The 16,229-nt window shown below is 76.9% G+C and carries 10 protein-coding genes; 5 read left to right on the plus strand and 5 right to left on the minus strand.

Annotated elements, in window-relative coordinates; all coding sequences use genetic code 11:
* The first annotated feature begins 30 nt into the window (after positions 1-30).
* The 4 genes from ACIRS1_RS18780 (at position 31) to ACIRS1_RS18795 (ending at position 6,548) form a co-directional block, all read left to right on the plus strand.
* Positions 31-1,182 (plus strand): hypothetical protein, encoded by a 1,152-nt coding sequence (locus ACIRS1_RS18780; RefSeq protein ID WP_402840958.1) that lies wholly within the window; start codon positions 31-33, stop codon positions 1,180-1,182.
* Entirely contained in the window at positions 1,179-2,861 is a 1,683-nt protein-coding gene (locus tag ACIRS1_RS18785) for a hypothetical protein (RefSeq protein ID WP_402840959.1), read from the plus strand. The genes ACIRS1_RS18780 and ACIRS1_RS18785 overlap by 4 nt, the downstream gene beginning before the upstream one ends.
* A complete protein-coding gene (locus tag ACIRS1_RS18790) occupies positions 2,858-4,789 on the plus strand; it encodes a TOMM precursor leader peptide-binding protein (protein ID WP_402840962.1) in 1,932 nt (643 codons plus the stop codon). The genes ACIRS1_RS18785 and ACIRS1_RS18790 overlap by 4 nt, the downstream gene beginning before the upstream one ends.
* Positions 4,790-4,853: 64 nt before the next feature.
* Positions 4,854-6,548: a thiopeptide-type bacteriocin biosynthesis protein gene (locus ACIRS1_RS18795; RefSeq protein WP_402840964.1), complete on the plus strand. Its 1,695-nt coding sequence runs from the start codon at positions 4,854-4,856 to the stop codon at positions 6,546-6,548.
* A gap of 70 nt (positions 6,549-6,618) precedes the next feature.
* Here the strand turns inward: ACIRS1_RS18795 and ACIRS1_RS18800 are convergent, their stop codons facing one another.
* The 5 genes from ACIRS1_RS18800 to ACIRS1_RS18820 form a co-directional block, all read right to left on the minus strand.
* A complete protein-coding gene (locus tag ACIRS1_RS18800; protein ID WP_402840967.1) occupies positions 6,619-7,362 on the minus strand; it encodes an SOS response-associated peptidase in 744 nt (247 codons plus the stop codon).
* A 316-nt stretch (positions 7,363-7,678) separates the two neighbouring features.
* Complete coding sequence (locus tag ACIRS1_RS18805; protein WP_402840970.1) at positions 7,679-9,745, minus strand: alpha-galactosidase; 2,067 nt, start codon at positions 9,743-9,745, stop codon at positions 7,679-7,681.
* A 172-nt stretch (positions 9,746-9,917) separates the two neighbouring features.
* Entirely contained in the window at positions 9,918-12,323 is a 2,406-nt protein-coding gene (locus ACIRS1_RS18810) for an RICIN domain-containing protein (protein ID WP_402840972.1), read from the minus strand.
* A gap of 437 nt (positions 12,324-12,760) precedes the next feature.
* Positions 12,761-13,327, minus strand: a complete 567-nt coding sequence (locus ACIRS1_RS18815; RefSeq protein ID WP_402840975.1) for a rhodanese-like domain-containing protein — start codon at positions 13,325-13,327, stop codon at positions 12,761-12,763.
* Positions 13,328-13,444: 117 nt separating this feature from the next.
* On the minus strand, positions 13,445-14,305 hold the full coding sequence (locus ACIRS1_RS18820; RefSeq protein ID WP_402840978.1) for a sulfite exporter TauE/SafE family protein: 861 nt from the start codon (positions 14,303-14,305) through the stop codon (positions 13,445-13,447).
* A gap of 445 nt (positions 14,306-14,750) precedes the next feature.
* Here ACIRS1_RS18820 and ACIRS1_RS18825 point away from each other — a divergent pair, with 445 nt between their 5' ends.
* Positions 14,751-16,136, plus strand: coding sequence for a rhodanese-like domain-containing protein (locus tag ACIRS1_RS18825; RefSeq protein WP_402840980.1), 1,386 nt, complete (start codon positions 14,751-14,753; stop codon positions 16,134-16,136).
* Positions 16,137-16,229: the final 93 nt, after the last annotated feature.

The following is a 16,229-nucleotide window of genomic DNA, read 5'->3' on the forward strand; positions in this document are numbered from 1 at the left end:
CCCATCCGAACAGCGTCGAGGAGGCGTACGATGACCGACCCTGAGGCCGCGACAGCCCGGGACGTGGTCCTCTACCACTACCAGCCCGGCAAGACCCGGGCGCTGCGCGAAGCCGTGCTGCCGCTGGCCCGGCAGGCCGAGGCCGACGGGTTGCGCGCGCACGTCGAGCGCCACTGGCGGTTCGGCCCGCACCTGCGCCTGCGGCTGGCCGGGCCCCCCGGGCAGGTGACCGACGCGGCCGAACACGCGGCCGGGCGGCTGCGGGCCTGGGCGGCGGCGCACCCCTCCACGGCGGACCGGACCGACGCACAGCTGCTGGCCGAGGCCGCGGTGGCCGGACGCGTCGAGCTGATCGCCCCGCCGTACGGCCCGCTGGTCCCGGACAACACCGTCCGGATCGAGCCCGTCGAGGCCGCCGCCACGACCGCGCTGAACGCCCTGCTCGGCGCCGACGCGGCCGCCCTGCGGGACGAGCTGCTCCGGCTCGGGCTGCCCGCCCTCGGCTCGGCCTGCGACTTCCTCGCGGCACACGGCGACCGGGCCGAGGCCCGGGTCCAGCTCGTGGTGGCGGCGCTCGCCGCGCACGCCACCGCCCACCCGGACGGCCTGGTCGGCGGCCACTACTCCTTCCTCTCCCACGTGGAGGACTTCCTCCTCCACGAGGACCCGGACGGCCGGCTGCGCGCCGCGTTCGAACGCCGCTGGGCGCAGGACGGCCGCGCCGTGACGGCGCTGGTCGGCCGGATCGTCGACGGCGGCGCGCGCGGCTGGGAACGCGACTGGGCGCACTGGTCGGCGACGGCCTGGCGCCGGGCCGAGGAGCGCCTGGCGGCCGGAGCCGACCTGGCCGGCGACCGGACGGAGTACCGGGACCGAGCGGCAGCCGTCGGCGACCGCGCCACCGCCGAACGCTGGAACCACGAACTGCGCACCCGCTACAGCGAGTTCCACCAGCTGCTGCACCGCTCTGACCCGACCGGCACGATGTGGAGCCGCCCGGACTACCTGATCTACCGCGCCTGCACCAACGGCCTCTACCGGCTGCTCGCGATCTGCGACGTCCGGCCGGTGGAGCGCTACCTCGCCGCCCACCTGGTGGTGCGCAGCGTCCCGGAGCTGACCGGGCACCGCTGGCGGGCCCGGATCGACGAGGTGATCACCGCGGTCGAGGGGGCGGCATGACCGCGCCGGAGCCCCGCCCCCGGCTGCGCCCGGGCGTGGCGGTCACCCCGCTGCGGGCGGGCCTGCACCTGCGCGGGCGGGGCACCAGCCTGACCCTGGAGGGCAGCCGGGCCCTCCCGGCCCTGTGGCGACTGCTGGCGGCCGGGCCGGCCACCGGACCGGGCGAGGGCCAGGAGCCGGCACCGGGCCCCGCCGACCCGCAGACCCCGCCGGCGGTCGCGGCGGCACTGGCCACCCTGACCGCCCGCCTGCGCGAGCACGACCTGCTGGTCGACGCCCCGGCCGGTGCCGGAGTCCCGCCCTGGCCCGGCTCGGCGGCCGCCCGGCCCCAGGAGGCGGCAGCGGCCCTCGCGGCCGCCCGCCCACTGGTCACGGCGGCCGACCCGGACGGGCCGCTGGCCCGCGCGGTGGTCCGCGCGCTCGCCCGGGGCGGGGCCGCGCCGACCGCCGTCCCCGACACGGCGCTGCCCGCCGGCCGGGTGCTGGTGGTCGCGGGTCAACCGGCGGTGGCCCTCGCCGTGCAGTGCGACGCCGACGGCGGGTTCGTCACCGCGCCGGCCGATCCGGCCCGCACCCGCGCCGACGCCGAGGCCCTCGCCGCCCGGCTGCGCGAGGGTGCCGACCCGGCGGCCTCCAGCGCGTCACCACCGCCGACGCTGCCCGCGCTCCTCGCCGCGGCCGCGGCCCACCGCCTGCTCTGCGCCGTCGCCGGCCTGACCGACCCGGGGGACCCGGCCGAGGACCCGCGGCTGCTCGCCACCCGGCCCGCCGTGCTGGTCGCCGACGCCCGCCCGCCGCGGGCCGAGCACCACCCGTGGGCGGCCGCCCCGGGCCCCCGGGCCGCGCCCCCGGCGGACCTGGCGGAGGCCCTGCGCCGGATCGCCGCCCTCGGCGACCCTCGGCTCGGTCTGCTGGAGCGGCCGACCCCCGGCGACCTGCCGCAACTGCCCGTCGCCCTGGTCTCCTGCCGCACCCCGGCCGGCCTGCTCGTGGCGGGCGCCGTCCGCACCGACCTGGCCCGGCTGGCCGCCGCCTGCCGGGCCGTCGAACTCCACCTGGCCGCCGTCGACCCGGCCGCCCCCGTCGTGGGCGCCGACCGGGGCGACGCGCTCGGCCGGGCCCTGCGCCGGGCCTGCCTGGCCGACCCCGTCGGCGGGCCCGCCGTCCCGGACGCCGCCTGGCGTCACCACCCCCAGGCAGCACACTGGTGCGCGGCGCTGACCAGGGCCCTCGGCCGCCCACTGGAGCTGACAGTCCGTCAACTCAAATACTCCGGAGCGTTCCTGGCCGAGATCGACGACCCGGCGGCAGCCGTCCCGGACCGGGCCGTCGAGGCCACCCCGGCCGACGCCGTCACGGTCGCCGCGCTCGCCGCCCTCACCCGCCGCTCCGCCGCCGGCCTGCGGCTCCCCGCCGCCCGGCACACCACCCTCACCGGCTCCGCGGCCGCCCTGGCCACCGCCGGTCCGGCACCGGCCCCCTGGACGGACGAGGGCTGGACGGACCGCTGGCTCACCGGACTCGCCACCCGCGAGGAACGGTTGCAGACGGACCTGCGGCAGCTGACCGACCTGCGCGCCGTCGAGTGGCGCCCCGCCACCCCCGCCGCGCAGCCCTGGGCCGACGCCCTGCACGGCTGCGGCCTCACCGCCCTCGTGACCACCGGAGGCCGCACATGACCGGGACGAGCCCGCCGGCCCCGACGGCCGCTCCCACCGCCGCAAGCGCCGAGCCCGCCCTCCTCGACCCCGACCAGGCCCTCGCGACCACCAGCGGCACCGCCCTGGTCCACCTCACCACCTGGACCCTCGGCCTGGCCGAACGCCTCAGCCGCCACGCCCTCGCCCACCCCGTCCGGCTGGTGCCGATCCGGGAGGACGGCGCCCACACGGTGATCGGACCGGTCCTTCGGCCGGGGGCGGCGGCCTGCCTGCACTGCACCGAGTACCAGCGACTGGCCACCGCGGGCGGCCGCGTCCCCTGGCAGAGCCCCACCCTCGCCCTCGCCGGCACCGGCACCCCGGCGTTCACCGAGGCGGCGGCCGCCCTCGCCGCCGACCTGCTCGCCGAACCCGCCGACGGCACCGCGCAGCACGCCACCGTGTACGTCCTCCACGGCGACCGCGCCACCTGGTCCACCCACCGCGTCCGCCCCGTCGGCGGCTGCCCGGTCTGCCACCCGCTGCCCGCCGACGGACCGGCCGCCGCCCGGCTGCCCTCAACCCCCCGCCCGCTGCCGGACCCGGCCGTACTGCGCGGCGCCAACGACCGCACCGGCGCCGACCGGCTGCGCGCCGAACTGCACGACGAGCGCTTCGGCCCCGTCCGGCGCCTCTTCCGCACCGAGGACTCGGCCTTCGCCCTCACCACCGCCTGGGTCACCGACGGCCGGCTGCTCGACGACGGCGGGTACGGCCGGGCCGCGGACTACCGCTCCAGCGAGCGGGTGGCCCTCTTCGAGGCCGTCGAGCGCCACGCCGGCATGCGCCCGCTCGGCCGCCGGACCGCCCTGCGGGCCTCCCACGCCGCCCTGGCGCGCGAGCTCGGCCCCGGCGCCGTCCTCGACCCCGTCCGCCTCGGCCTGCCGGACCCGGCGCACCACGGGCACCCGGCCGCCGCCACCGTCCCGCACACGCCCGACCTGGTGCTGGACTGGGTGCACGGCTGGTCCCTCACCCACCGCCGCCCGATCGCCGTCCCCGAACACGTCGCCTACTGGGACCTCCCCGACCGGGGCCGCCCCCGGGTGGTCTACGAGTCCTCCAACGGCTGCGGGCTCGGCAACAGCCCCCAGGAGGCCGCGCTCTACGGCCTGTTCGAGGTCGCCGAACGCGACGCCTTCCTGATGGCCTGGTACGCGCGGACCCCGCTGCCCGGCGTCGCCGTCCCCGTCGAGGACCGGGCCGTCGCCGACCTCGCCGACCGATCCCACCTGCTCGGCTACCGGCTCACCCTGCTCGACGCCACCAACGACCTCGGCATCCCCGCCGTGATCGCCCTCTGCCGCCACCGCGGCGGCCACCCGGACGCCCCGCGCACCTTCCTGGCCGCCGGCGCCCACCACGACCCGGCGGTCGCGATCCGCTCGGCCGTCGCCGAGGTGGTCACCAACGTGCAGGAGGCCGCGCACCGCTCCGCCGCCCCCGGCGGACCGCGCGACCCGGACCGGCTCCGGCCGATGCTGGAACGGCCCGAGCTGGTGGTCGGCCTCGACGACCACGTCGGCCTCAACACCCTGCCGGAGGCCCAGGCTCGCCTCGACTTCCTGTTCGCCGGTCCGCCCCCGGTGCCCTGGCGCCGGCGATGGCCCGGCGCCCCGGAACCGGTCACCGACCTGACCCGGCTGCTGGACCGGACGGTGGAACGCCTCGCCGCCGAGGGACTGGAGGTGGTCGTGGTCACCCAGGACGAACCGGGGGTGCGCGACCGGCTGGGCCTGCACTGCGTCAAGGTCGTCGTCCCCGGCACCCTCCCGATGACCTTCGGCCACGTCAACCGCCGCACCCGCGGCCTGCCCCGGCTGCTGAACGTCCCGCACCGCCTCGGCCGCACCCCCCGCCCGCTGCGGTACGAGGACCTGCCCCTCCACCCGCACCCGTTCCCCTAGCCACCCCGCCGCCGACAGTCGCAGAGCCGGGGCACCGAGCAGCCCGGGAAGGACCCGAGGACCCATGACCACCCACCCGCCGACCACCCACCCGCCGACCACCACCGACTGGCAGAGCCTCCACCTGGCCCTGCCCCTCCCCGCCCCGGACACCGACGCCTTCGTCACCGAGGACCTCGCCCCGCTCCTGGACGGCCTCACCACGGCGCACCCCGGCACCGACTGGTTCTTCATCCGCTACAACGAGGGCGGCCCCCACCTGCGGATCCGCCTCCGCGGCCCCGGCGCCCCCGGACAGGCCGACGGGCTCGCCGCCGCCCTCACCGGCCTCGCCACCCGCCGCACCCCGCCCGACGGCACCCGCGCCGCCCGCCACGGCGAGGTCACCGCCGTCCCCTACGCACCGGAGACCGAACGCTACGGCGGCCCCGCCCTGCTGCCGATCGCCGAGGAGGTCTTCGTCCACTCCTCCCGCACGGCCGTCCGCGCCCTGACCGCCGCCCCGGCGGCCGCCACCCGGTTGCCGGTGGCCCTCGACCTCGCGCACACCACCGCCCACGCGCTCGGGCTCGACGAGCTCGCCGCCGCCCGCTGGCTGCGCCGCCACGCCGCCTCCTGGCGGTGGGTCACCGAGTTCCGTCCGCTGCCCGGCGCCGCCGTCCACACCAGGGTCAACACGGTCTTCGCCCGGCAACGCCAGGCACTCGCCCGCCGCGCCCGGGCCCTGCGCGAGGCCCTCGACGCCGGCACCGCCGCGCCCTGGCTCACCGACTGGGCCGGGGAGGTCACGGCCGCCGCCGCACGCATGCGCGCCGCCGCCCCGCCCGAGGCCGCCGAACGCCTTTCCTGGGTCTGGGCCTCCCAGCTTCACATGCTGTTCAACCGGCTCGGAGTCGGCCCCGACGAGGAGCGCGCGGTCTGTCGGCTCGCCGCCCGCACCCTGCTGGAGACCGACGGCACGGCGGCCGCGTTCCCCTTCTTCCCCGCCGACCACCACGCCCCCGACTACCAGTACCTGGAGCGCAGCAAGTTCCAGATCGGCCGCGCCGAGGACACCGCCCTGCGCGACCTGGCGCCCCGCCAGGCACCGCAGGAGGCGACCGGTGACGTCCCGCTGCCCGCCGAGCCGCTCCCCGCCGTCCCGCTGGCCGAGGCCCTGCGCAGCCGCCGCTCCACCCGCGGCGCGCTCACCGGACCGCTCACCGCCGCCACCCTCGGCGCGGTCCTCTGGTCCGCGCTCGCACCGAGCCACACCACCCGCCAGCCCCTCGCGGACGGCACCGCCCGCACCCTCCGGCACCGGCCGCACCCCAGCGCGGGCGCCCTCCACTCCGTCCGGGTCCGGCTGCTCGCCCTCGCCGTCGACGGCCTGCCCGCCGGCACCTACCAGTGCCTCCCGGAACGCCGCGCCCTGCGCCCGATCGGTCCGGCACCCGCTCTCGACGACCTCAAGGCCCTCTCCTCCTACCTCTCCCGCCCGGCCGAGGACCCGGACGCCGTCGGCATCGACCACGCCCCCGCCGTCCTGGCCGTCCACCTCGACCTCGCCCTGCTGCGCCGCCGCTACGGGCTGCGAGCGCTGCGCCTCGGCCTGCTGGAGGCCGGCCACCTCACCCAGAACCTGCTGCTCACCGCCGCCGCCTGCGGCCTCGGCACGATCCCGCTCGGCGGCCTCCACGACGACCTCGCCCACGAACTCCTCGGTCTGGACGACCTCGACGAACCCGTCCAGTACCTCCTCCCGCTGGGGCGCGCCTGACCCCGGGCGACCTCTCCGGGCCGTCGGGCCGGCGGGGGCGGCGGGGTCGGCGGGGCCGGCCGACGTCCGGTCAGTCGGCCAGGCCGAGCGGGTCGGGGGCGGGGCCGAGGAGCTGTGGCCCGTTGTTGCGGACGCTGTTGACGGTGGTGGGGACGGCGCGGACGGTCAGGGCGCCGTCGGCGGGGCGGCGGAGCAGCTGGTGGAGCTCGTCGGAGTCGGTGTGGTCGGGAGCGAGCCAGGAGGCGAGGTCGTCGGGGGCGACGGTGAGCGGCATCCGGTCGTGGACGCGCCCGGCGCTGTCGCTCGCGTCGGTGGTGATGACGGCGGCGGTGGCCAGCCAGGCCGCAGGGTCGTCCTCGGGCCGGGTCGGGTCGCGCCAGAACTCGTACAGGCCGGCCATCAGCATCACCGAGCCGGTGCTCAGGAAGTAGGGCTGCTTGTACTTCTTCCGCCCGGCCTCGGCGGGGACCTCGCGCCACTCGAAGTAGCCGTCGGCGGGGACGACGCAGCGGCGGGTGGCGAAGGCCTTGCGGAAGGCGGGTTTGACGTGGACGGTCTCCGAGCGGGCGTTGATCATGCGGGCGCCGCCGGACGGGTCCTTGGACCAGGACGGTACCAGGCCCCAGCGCAACGGGCGCAGCTGGCGGAGCAGTTCACCGGTCTCCCGGTCGACGCGTTCCAGCACGGCCGGCACCGGGTCGGTGGGGGCGACGTTCCAGCTGGGGGCGAGGGCCTCGGCCGGATCCCAGCGCAGCTCTCCGAGCAGGCTGACGAGGTCCTGGGGCGTGGTGGTGGAGACGAATCGGCCGCACATGGCCCCCACCCTGCCACTCGGTGGCCCGTCGTGCCGGGCATTCCCCGGTCCGGCGCCGCGGTTCCGTCCCGTCCCGTCTTGTCCCGTCACGGAGCGGCCGGGCCGCCGCCCGCACCGCGGCGCGGTGGGCTCGGTGCTGGGCGGCGCGCCGGCGGAGCACCGGGGCCGGGTGGTGGCGGCCCGCCGGTCGTACCCGGTCGCGGCGGTCGCCGTCGCGGGCGTGCTGCTGGTGCCGGGCCCGGGCCTCTGCGCGTGCGTGGCGCTCGCCCCGGCCGCGTCCGCCCGCCGAGGCCCGGCGGACGCGGCGACGTCGGGGTCAGGACAGCAGGTTCCACCCCTGGCCGGCGGCGGCGCCGTCCGCCGCGTCCGTGGTCACGGTGGCGCCCGGCGCCCCGTGGCCGGTGAGCACCAGGCCGGTGGCGACGTTGGTGATGGTGAGGGCGCCGGTGGCGGAGTCCTGGACGACCCGCCACTCCTGCCAGGGGTTGCCCGGTGAAGGGTTCAGCAGGTAGGCGCTGTTCCCGGGCGCCGTCCCGGCCGAGAGCACGGTGTGCGCGTGGGTGGCGGTGCCGCAGTTGTCGCTGATCCGCACGGTGCCGTCCGGGTTGCCGGTGAAGGTCCACTGCTCGGAGGTTTGGGTGGGCCACCAGGTGTTGACGTCCGCGACGGAGCCGAGCGGGGAGCTGCAGGTGCCCGAGACCTCCAGGACCAGGCCGCCGCCCGCGGCGACGGCGTGGTACCGGCCGTCGTCGACCACAGCGGCCGGGGTGGTGGCCGCCCGCGCGGAGAGCCGGTAGAGCGCCGCGCCGTGCGGTGCCACGGTGGCGGTCAGGGTGTCGGTGACGGTCGATCCGGCGCCGCTCCAGAGCTCCTTGGCGGCGTAGCCGGGGCCGCTCAGGCCGAGGTCGCGCAGGCTGGTGCCGACGGTCCGGCTCGCGGCCGGGTCCTGGTTGACGAGCAGCACGGCGGTGTCCCCCTTCGCCAGTCGCCGCTTGAGGACGACCGGGGCGGTGGGGCTCGCGGGCCGGGCGCCGACCAGTGTCGCGGGCTGGGCCAGGGCGTCCTGGTCGATCGCGATGACGTCCCGGTTCTTCAGCGTGGCCAGGCTCGCCGCGTCGATCCCGGTGGACCAGCTGTGCCCGTCCTGGGTGTGCCGGGACTGCGCGGCGGTGCGCAGGTCGGCGCCGGAGATCAGCGGGGCGGCGAGCATCGCGAGGACCGAGGTCTCGGTGCGGGACTCGTCGCCGGTGAACGGCTTGTGGCAGGTGCAGGTGTCGGTGGTGCCCCAGAGGCCGTAGACGTCCTGCCAGCCGGTGAACATCATGTCGAGGTCGTTCCAGCTGCCCGGTCGGACGTTGCCGGGGTACTGGAGGGCGGTCTGCAACTGCCCGTTCCAGAGCACGCCGTCGAGTTCGCTGTCGCGGTCGCCGCCGATCCGGCAGAGGTTGGCGACCTGGCCGCACCAGACGCCGGTCGGCGCGTAGCCGGGCGCCTGGAAGGGCACCGGGTCGGCGGCCCGGACGACCGGGTCGGTGCGCGCCGGGTCGTCGGCGGCCTGCAGGTACGGGACGCCGGTGTGGACGGGCTGCGCGGAGACGCTGAGGGTGACCTTCGGCCGGCCGTGGGCGGCGGAGGCGGCGTCGAGCGCCCGCTGGAAGTCCTGGACGCGGGCGTAGACGGAGCGGGTGAGTTCCCGGCCCTCGCCCTGGGTGCCGTAGTCGTGGCCGTCCGGGCCGGTGATCCGCGGGCCGTACGGGCAGTCGTCGTACTTGACGAAGTCGACGCCCCAGGAGACGAAGTCGTCCGCGTCGGTGGCCTCGTGGCCGAGGCTGCCGGGGTGCATCTGGCAGGTGAGGTAGGTGTCGGTGGCGTAGAGGCCGAACTTCATGCCCTTGGCGTGCGCGTAGCGGGCGAGGTACTCGATGCCGTTGACGGTGCGTCCGTCGACGGTCTGCGCGGGGAAGTGGTCGGGGCGCGGGAGCAGGTGGCCGCTGGTGGGGTCGTGGCCGGTGCCGTCGGTGCCGCTGACGGGGTTCCCGGCGGCGTCGTAGAGCTGCAGCGAGCCGTCGGCGGTGCGCGCCGGGTCGGTGGTCTGGCCGTCGCGGTGCCAGAGCGACCAGCCGTCGTCGATGGTGACGGTGTCGTAGCCGGCGGCCACCAGGCCGTTGGCGGCCATGAAGTCGATGGTCTGGACGACCTGGTCCTGGGTGACCTCGGTGCCGAGGGAGTTCCAGGAGTTCCAGCCCATCGGCGGGGTGAGGGCGGTGCCGTTGCCCAGGGCGGCGGCCGGCGCGGCCGTGCCCAGGGCGAGGGTGCCGAGGCCGGTGGCGGCGAGGGCCAGCGCGAGCACGGGGGCCGCGAGGCGGTGGGGGACGAGGCGCATGGGGCGCTCCTGTGGGGGGGTGGGGGATCGGCGGTGCGCCGGGGGGGCGGACGGGGCGTCCGGGGGTGCGCGGCCGACCGGGGCGAGGGCCCGGCCGGCCGCGGTACCGGGGGGTGGGGGCGTGCGGGTGTGGGGTGTGCAGGCGGGGGCGGGCGATGGGCCCGCGGCGGGGTCAGCCGGTGACGGCGGCGGTCGCGGCCCGGCCGGGGGCGACGGTGACGGTGGCGTAGGTGTAGGTCACGCCGTCGACCGTCCTGGTGCGGACGGGCAGGCTCCGCCCGTCGACGGTCAGGCCGGTGTGCGCCCCGGTGAAGCGGGCCTCCCAGACGAGCGGGGAGCGGCCGGTGTTGGTCAGGGTGGTGCTGCGGTGGCCGTCCTGCCGGACGGTGGCGGACCCGGCGCCGACCGGGATGTCGGCGACCTGCAACCAGCCCATCGTGGAGGGCAGTTGGGAGGCCGTGGTGAGGGTGCCGGCGGCCGCGTCGGGCTGCACGCCGAGCAGGCCCTGGACGGTCTGGCTGAGCAGGGTGAACGGGACCTCGGGGTAGTCGCCGTTGAGCATGCGTCCGCTCGCGTGGAGCTGGTCGACGCCCTGGTGGATCTGCCGCATCCACTTCCACGCCGTGTCGCCGTCGTGGTTGGCGAAGAAGGCGTCCGGCAGGTAGGTGAGGGCCTCCAGGTTGGACGAGCGGTCCGGGCCGGAGTCGGCCGCGTCGACGGCGGCGAGGAAGGCGTCGCGGCGCGGGCCCGGGTCGAGCAGCCCCTTGACCGGCATCAGCACGTTCGCCTCGTACCCCCAGCCGGTGACCGGCCGGCCGGTGGTGTCGTAGCCGTGCACGACCTCGCCGGGCTGCGCCGGGTCCACGCTCCAGGTGGAGTTGACGTAGGTGCGCAGCGCGGTGGCGGCCCGCTGGTAGCCCGCCGCGGTCGCGGTGTCGCCCTGGGCGGAGGCCAGCGCGGCGGCCGCGAGGTACGCCTGGTACTGGGAGCCCAGCGCGTCGCCGGCCTCGGCGTAGGTGCTGGTGGCGTTCTCGGCGTAGCTGGCGGTGCCGGCGAAGATGCTGCTGCTGGTGGCTTGGGGGATGGGCAGGCCACCGTTGTCGACGGGGCCGGGGTGGCCGGCGATGAAGGGGCCGAGGGTGTTGCGGACGTACCCGGTGAGGGTGGGGTCGTCGACGTAGTCGCGGTCCCCGGTCCACTGGTAGGCCTCGCCCGCCTTCTGCACCAGCTCGAACGGCGCGGGCAGCTCGCGGACGAAGCGGTCGGGTCCGCGGTAGTCGATGCTGCCGTACGTCCTGGCGTCGAAGTTGAGCGCCCAGACCGGGTAGAGCCGGTTGACCTCGGTGGCCGAGGCGGCGAAGCCGCGCAGCATGGTCTTGTTCTCGGCGTCCAGGCCGAGCAGGTGGGCGCCGACCAGTTGGTGGGCGAAGTCGCGGCTGTAGAAGTCGGAACGGAACGGGTAGCCGGCCCAGTAGGTGGTGTCGTAGGTGGTGCTGCCGGTGCCGCCGGTGTGGTTCTCGTCCATGTTGAGCACACCGCTCGTGCCGGCCTGCTGCACCCAGCTGTTGGCCTTGGTCTTGGCCCAGTCGAACAGGGCGACGACCTCCGGGTCGGAGGAGCTGATCCGCGGGTCCCGGGGCGCGGCCGGGGCGACGGCGACGTCGTCGACGTTGACCCAGCCGGTGGGGGAGGAGCCGATGCCGACGGTGACGGTGTCGCCGGCCGCGACGCGGATCCGGGGAAGCGAGTACTTGGCGTAGGTGGGCTGTTCGGGCAGGCTCAGCGAGCCCGCCACGGCACCGTTGACGCGGACCTCGAAGGTGCCCCCGGCGCCGCCGGTCGCGATCCAGGCCGACAGGTCGTAGGCGCCCGCGGTGACGGCCGTGACCTGGCGGCTCACCCGGTAGCCGGTGCCGGCGTCCAGGTAGGCGAGGCGGCTGCCGGTGTGCGGGTTGTTGGTGGCGGTGCCGGTGTGCTCGGTGAGGGTCCAGCCGTCCGCGCCCTGTTCGAAGCCCGGGTTGGGCAGGACCAGCGGCTCGGTGCGGGTGAGCGTCCACCGGTGGGCGGGCCGGGTGTCGCAGTCCCGGCGCCGGGCCGCGGCCTCCCGGTCGTCCGCGTCCGCGGCGGTGAGACAGCCACCGCCCGCGGCCAGCGTGTAACGGCCGCCCGGCGCACGGGAGATGGTGAAGGCGGCGGTGCCGGGGGCGGTGCCGCAGTCCGCCGCGGTGGGGCGCTGCCCGGCCCCGCCGAGGGCGAGGCAGCGGCCGCTCGCGGCGTTGACGAGCTGGTAACCCCCGGCGGTGGTCCGGTGCAGCTGCCAGCGCTGGCTGAGCAGGCCCTGGCAGGCGGCGCCGACCACCGGCGTGCCGGGGGCGGTCTGCGCGTACTGCGGTCCGAGGCAACTGCCGTTCAGCGCGGAGGAGATGACGTAGGTGCCGCCGTCCGCCAGCGGCGCCGCCGCGCCGGCGGCCAGGGCGGGCCCTGCCCCGGCGGCCTGGACGGCGAGGACGGTGAGGGCCGTGAGGCCCGGGGGCAGGGCTCGGGCCGGTCCGCGGCGCAGGGCACGAGTGAGGGGCATGGCGGCTCTCCTGTCGGGCGGGTGGGGGTGCGTCAGGGGGCGGATGCGTGGACGGGCGGTCCGGCGGAGCGTCGTGGGTCGGGGCGGGTCGGTCGGCGGCGTGGGTTTGAACGTTCAAATCCCCGAAACGGCCTTGACGCATGTGACGGGTGACATGTGTTATTTCACAGCGTCGTCCGAGTCCCGTCAACGGGCGGCGCACAAGCGGCCCTGATCGTCCCGTTTCGCCGTCGTGCCTCGGCGGCTCCGGACGCCGTCCTGGCCGCTGTCGACCGGCGAAGGTCCCCGCCCCACGGGGGTGGGCGGGGACCTTCGCCTCCGGCTGCCGGCTCAGCGTGCGAGCGTCGCGAGCGGTTGCGGCTCAGCGCTTCTGCGGCTCAGCGCCCGAATGCCGTGAGCGCTTGCGACTCAGCCCGAGTGCCGCAAGCGCCCGCGGCTCAGCGCCCGAGCGCCGCCAGCGTCTCGTCCAGGCCCGGGGCGTCGGAGCGGGGGCGGTTGAACGGGAGCCTGCCGAGCGCCCGGCCCATGGCGCAGGTGTCGGTCAGGGAGGAGAACACCAGCCCGCCGCCGACCGCGGCCGCGAGTCGGCGGGTGCCCGGCAGGGCGCGGTCGGCGACCAGGCCGAGCAGGACCAGCGTTCCCGCGGCGAACCGGACCTGGCGGTCCATCGCCCAGACGGTCCGCGCACCGGCCGGTCGCTCCAGCGGGTGGCCGGCCGCAGCCCAGGCGTCGGTGCCGCCGGTCAGGACGCGGGCCGGGACGCCGGCGTCGGCGAGCTGCCGGCAGGCGGTGGCGGCCCGCCGGCCGGAGGCGCAGGCGATCGCCAGCTCGCCCCGTTCGGCGGTGGCGCGCAGCGCGGCGAGGGCCTGGTCGAGCCGGTCGAGCGGCACGTTCAGGGCGCCGGGGATGTGCCCGGAGGCGTACTCGCCGGGGGAGCGGACATCGATGAGGGCGAGCTCCCCGAGGCGGGGGTGGAGCTGCTCGACGGTCAGCGGCGTGGTCATGGGGGGTCCTTTCGGTGGGGGGTGGGGAGCCGGCGGCGGCCGCAGGGCCGGGCCGGAGCGAGGAGGCGGGGATTCGGTTGGTCGGGGCGGGGTTCCGGCAGCGCGTGGGCGTCGGCCTCAGGTCAGCGTGCTGACCAGCATCAATGCGGCGACGCCGAGCAGGGCGATGGCGAAGACCCGCTGCAGGGTGCGGCCGGCGAACCGGTCGGCGAGCCGCTTGCCGTCCCAGGCGCCGAGGATCGCGGCCCCGGTGAAGGGCGCTGCCACCGACCAGTCGACGGACCCGGCGGCGCCGATCCGGGGGAGCAGCGCGGCGAGGGAGTTGGCGGAGATGACCAGCAGGCTGGTGCCGACCGCCTCGGCCATCGTGAAGGCGAGTGCCGAGACCAGGGCCGGGACGGCGAGGAATCCGCCGCCGACGCCGAGCAGCCCGGTGACGGCGCCGAGCCCGGCGCCCGCCGCGGCCGCGCGGCCCGCTCCGGCGGTGGGCCGGGTCCGGGGCGCGACGGCGGGCGCCCCCGAGGCCGTTGCGGGTGTCGCCCGTGCCGCTGCGGCCACCGTCGGCGCCGCCGCCGGCCCGGGTGCGGTCCCCACCCGCGCCTCCGCGGTTGCCGTCGCCCTGGTCGATGCCAGCATCCGCCAGGCGGCGAGCCCGGCCAGGAGCGCGAAGGCGCCGGTCAGCAGCGCCCCGGGCAGGTACGCGGAGACCGCCCCGGCCGCCGCGGCGGCGGGCAGGCCGGCGGCGGCGAACAGGGCGCCGGTGCGCCAGCGCACCCGGCCCGCCCGGGCGTGGGCGAACAGGCCGGTCAGCGAGGTGGCGGCGACGATCGCCAGGCCCGCCGTGGTGGCGAGGGCCGGGCTGAATCCCAGCAGGTAGACGAGCGCCGGGACGGCCAGCATGCTGCCGCCCCCGCCCAGCCCGCCGAGGGCGAGGCCGACCACGGCTCCGGCCGCCAGGGCCAGCAGCAGTGCGGTCATATGGCGGCGCCGGTGTGGGTCGGATGGGGGTTCCGGGAGGGGGTGGACGGCAGCGGGGGCATGCGCTTCTCCGGTGGGTGGTGTGGCGTGGTGCGGGGCGCCCGGGACCGGGGGGGTGGGTCCGGGGCGTCGGTGGCGCACGCCGTCGGCGTGGGGGCGTCCGCCCGCGGCTCGGGGGCGCGGGGCGGTGCGACGGGCGCGCCCGGCTCGGTGGCCCGGCGTTGTGCGGGGGCCTCCGAGGGGCAGGTCCACGGCCGCGGCGCGTCGGTGGGACAGCGGCGGCCGGGTCCCGTCGTTCCTCACCATAGTACCCCCGGGGGTATTATCGAAAGCGTTCCGAGATACCCCCTCCCGTATCGGCAGTCCTGTCGTATGCTGGCACATATACCGAGGGGGGTATCGATCAGCGCGTTGCGACGCCCGGCGCCGCCCAGGAGGATTCCCCGTGTACTTCGCCCAGTTCTACCTCGACTGCCTCTCCCAGGCCTCGTACCTGATCGCGGACGAGCGCACCGGTCGCGCCGTCGTCGTCGACCCGCGGCGCGACGTCGACGAGTACGTCGCCGAGGCCGAGGCCCGCGGCCTCACCGTCGAGGCGGTGGTCAACACCCACTTCCACGCCGACTTCCTGGCCGGCCACCTCGAACTCGCAGCCCGCACGGGCGCCTGGATCGGGTACGGGCGGCGGGCGGAGACCGACTACCCCATCCGCAAGCTCGCCGACGGCGAGCGGATCGAGCTGGGCGACGTCACCCTCCAGATCCTCGAAACGCCCGGCCACACACCCGAGTCGATCAGCATCCTGGTCTTCGAGCAGCCCGACGACACCGTCCCCTACGGCGTGCTCACCGGCGACGCGCTGTTCATCGGCGATGTCGGCCGCCCCGACCTGCTCGCCTCCAGCGGTGTCACCGCCGAGGAACTCGGCGCCATGCTCTACGACAGCGTCCACCACAAGCTGATGGCCCTGCCCGACGAGACCCTGGTCTTCCCCGCCCACGGCGCCGGATCGGCCTGCGGCAAGAACCTCTCCACCGACCGCCGCTCCACCATCGGCCGCGAGCGCGCCACCAACTACGCCTGCGCGCCGATGGACCAGGACACCTTCGTCCGCATCGTCACCGCCGGCCAGTCCGCCGCCCCCGCCTACTTCGGCCACGACGCCGCCCTCAACCGGCAGGACCACCCGTTGCTCGACCGCGCCACCGCTGCCCGCCCCCTGTGCCCCGAAGGCTTCCGGGACGCCCGCGCCGCGGGCGCCGTCGTCCTCGACGCCCGCAACCCCCAGGACTTCGGCGCCGGACACCTGCGCGGCGCCGTCAACGTCCCCCTCGACGGCCGCTTCGCCGAACAGGCCGGCACCGTCCTCACCCCCGACAGCACCCTCGCGATCATCGCCCCGCAGGACCGCGAGGACGAGGTCATCACCCGCCTCGCCCGCATCGGCTTCGACCACATCGCCGGCTACCTGCGCAACCCCGCCAACGCCCTGCCCGCGCTCGCCGACGACCTCTCCCCCGCCACCCGCCTCACCGCCGACCAGCTCCGCACCGCCCTCGCCGGTGCGCAGCCGCCCACCGTCCTGGACGTCCGCACCTGCGGCGAACGCGAGGCCGGCTCCATCGACGGATCCCTCCACATCCCCCTGACCGAACTCCCGGGCCGCCTCACCGAACTCCCCACCGACCGCCCCCTGGTCGTCCACTGCGCCGGCGGCCACCGCTCCTCCATCGCCGCCAGCCTGCTGCGCCACCACGGCCACCCCGACACCGCCGACCTCCTCGGCGGCTACCACGCCTGGCACACCCTCACCCACCCCGCCGGTGCGTGAACCCAGCCCTGTGGCGCACCGCGCGCGTCGGCTCGGGTGGGGGCCGCTCGTCCGACTCGGTCGGTGGCGTCTTCTGCAAGAATCGACGCGCCG

The organism is Kitasatospora sp. NPDC101176 (assembly GCF_044768035.1).
Classification (GTDB): Bacteria; Actinomycetota; Actinomycetes; order Streptomycetales; family Streptomycetaceae; genus Kitasatospora.

Coding starts and splice junctions, on each gene's coding strand:
- ACIRS1_RS18795 (WP_402840964.1), top strand. CDS start 4,854: ATGACCACCCACCCGCCGACCACCCACCCGCCGACCACCACCGACTGG.
- ACIRS1_RS18800 (WP_402840967.1), bottom strand. CDS start 7,362: ATGTGCGGCCGATTCGTCTCCACCACCACGCCCCAGGACCTCGTCAGC.
- ACIRS1_RS18810 (WP_402840972.1), bottom strand. CDS start 12,323: ATGCCCCTCACTCGTGCCCTGCGCCGCGGACCGGCCCGAGCCCTGCCC.
- ACIRS1_RS18815 (WP_402840975.1), bottom strand. CDS start 13,327: ATGACCACGCCGCTGACCGTCGAGCAGCTCCACCCCCGCCTCGGGGAG.
- ACIRS1_RS18820 (WP_402840978.1), bottom strand. CDS start 14,305: ATGACCGCACTGCTGCTGGCCCTGGCGGCCGGAGCCGTGGTCGGCCTC.
- ACIRS1_RS18780 (WP_402840958.1), top strand. CDS start 31: ATGACCGACCCTGAGGCCGCGACAGCCCGGGACGTGGTCCTCTACCAC.
- ACIRS1_RS18785 (WP_402840959.1), top strand. CDS start 1,179: ATGACCGCGCCGGAGCCCCGCCCCCGGCTGCGCCCGGGCGTGGCGGTC.
- ACIRS1_RS18790 (WP_402840962.1), top strand. CDS start 2,858: ATGACCGGGACGAGCCCGCCGGCCCCGACGGCCGCTCCCACCGCCGCA.
- ACIRS1_RS18805 (WP_402840970.1), bottom strand. CDS start 9,745: ATGCGCCTCGTCCCCCACCGCCTCGCGGCCCCCGTGCTCGCGCTGGCC.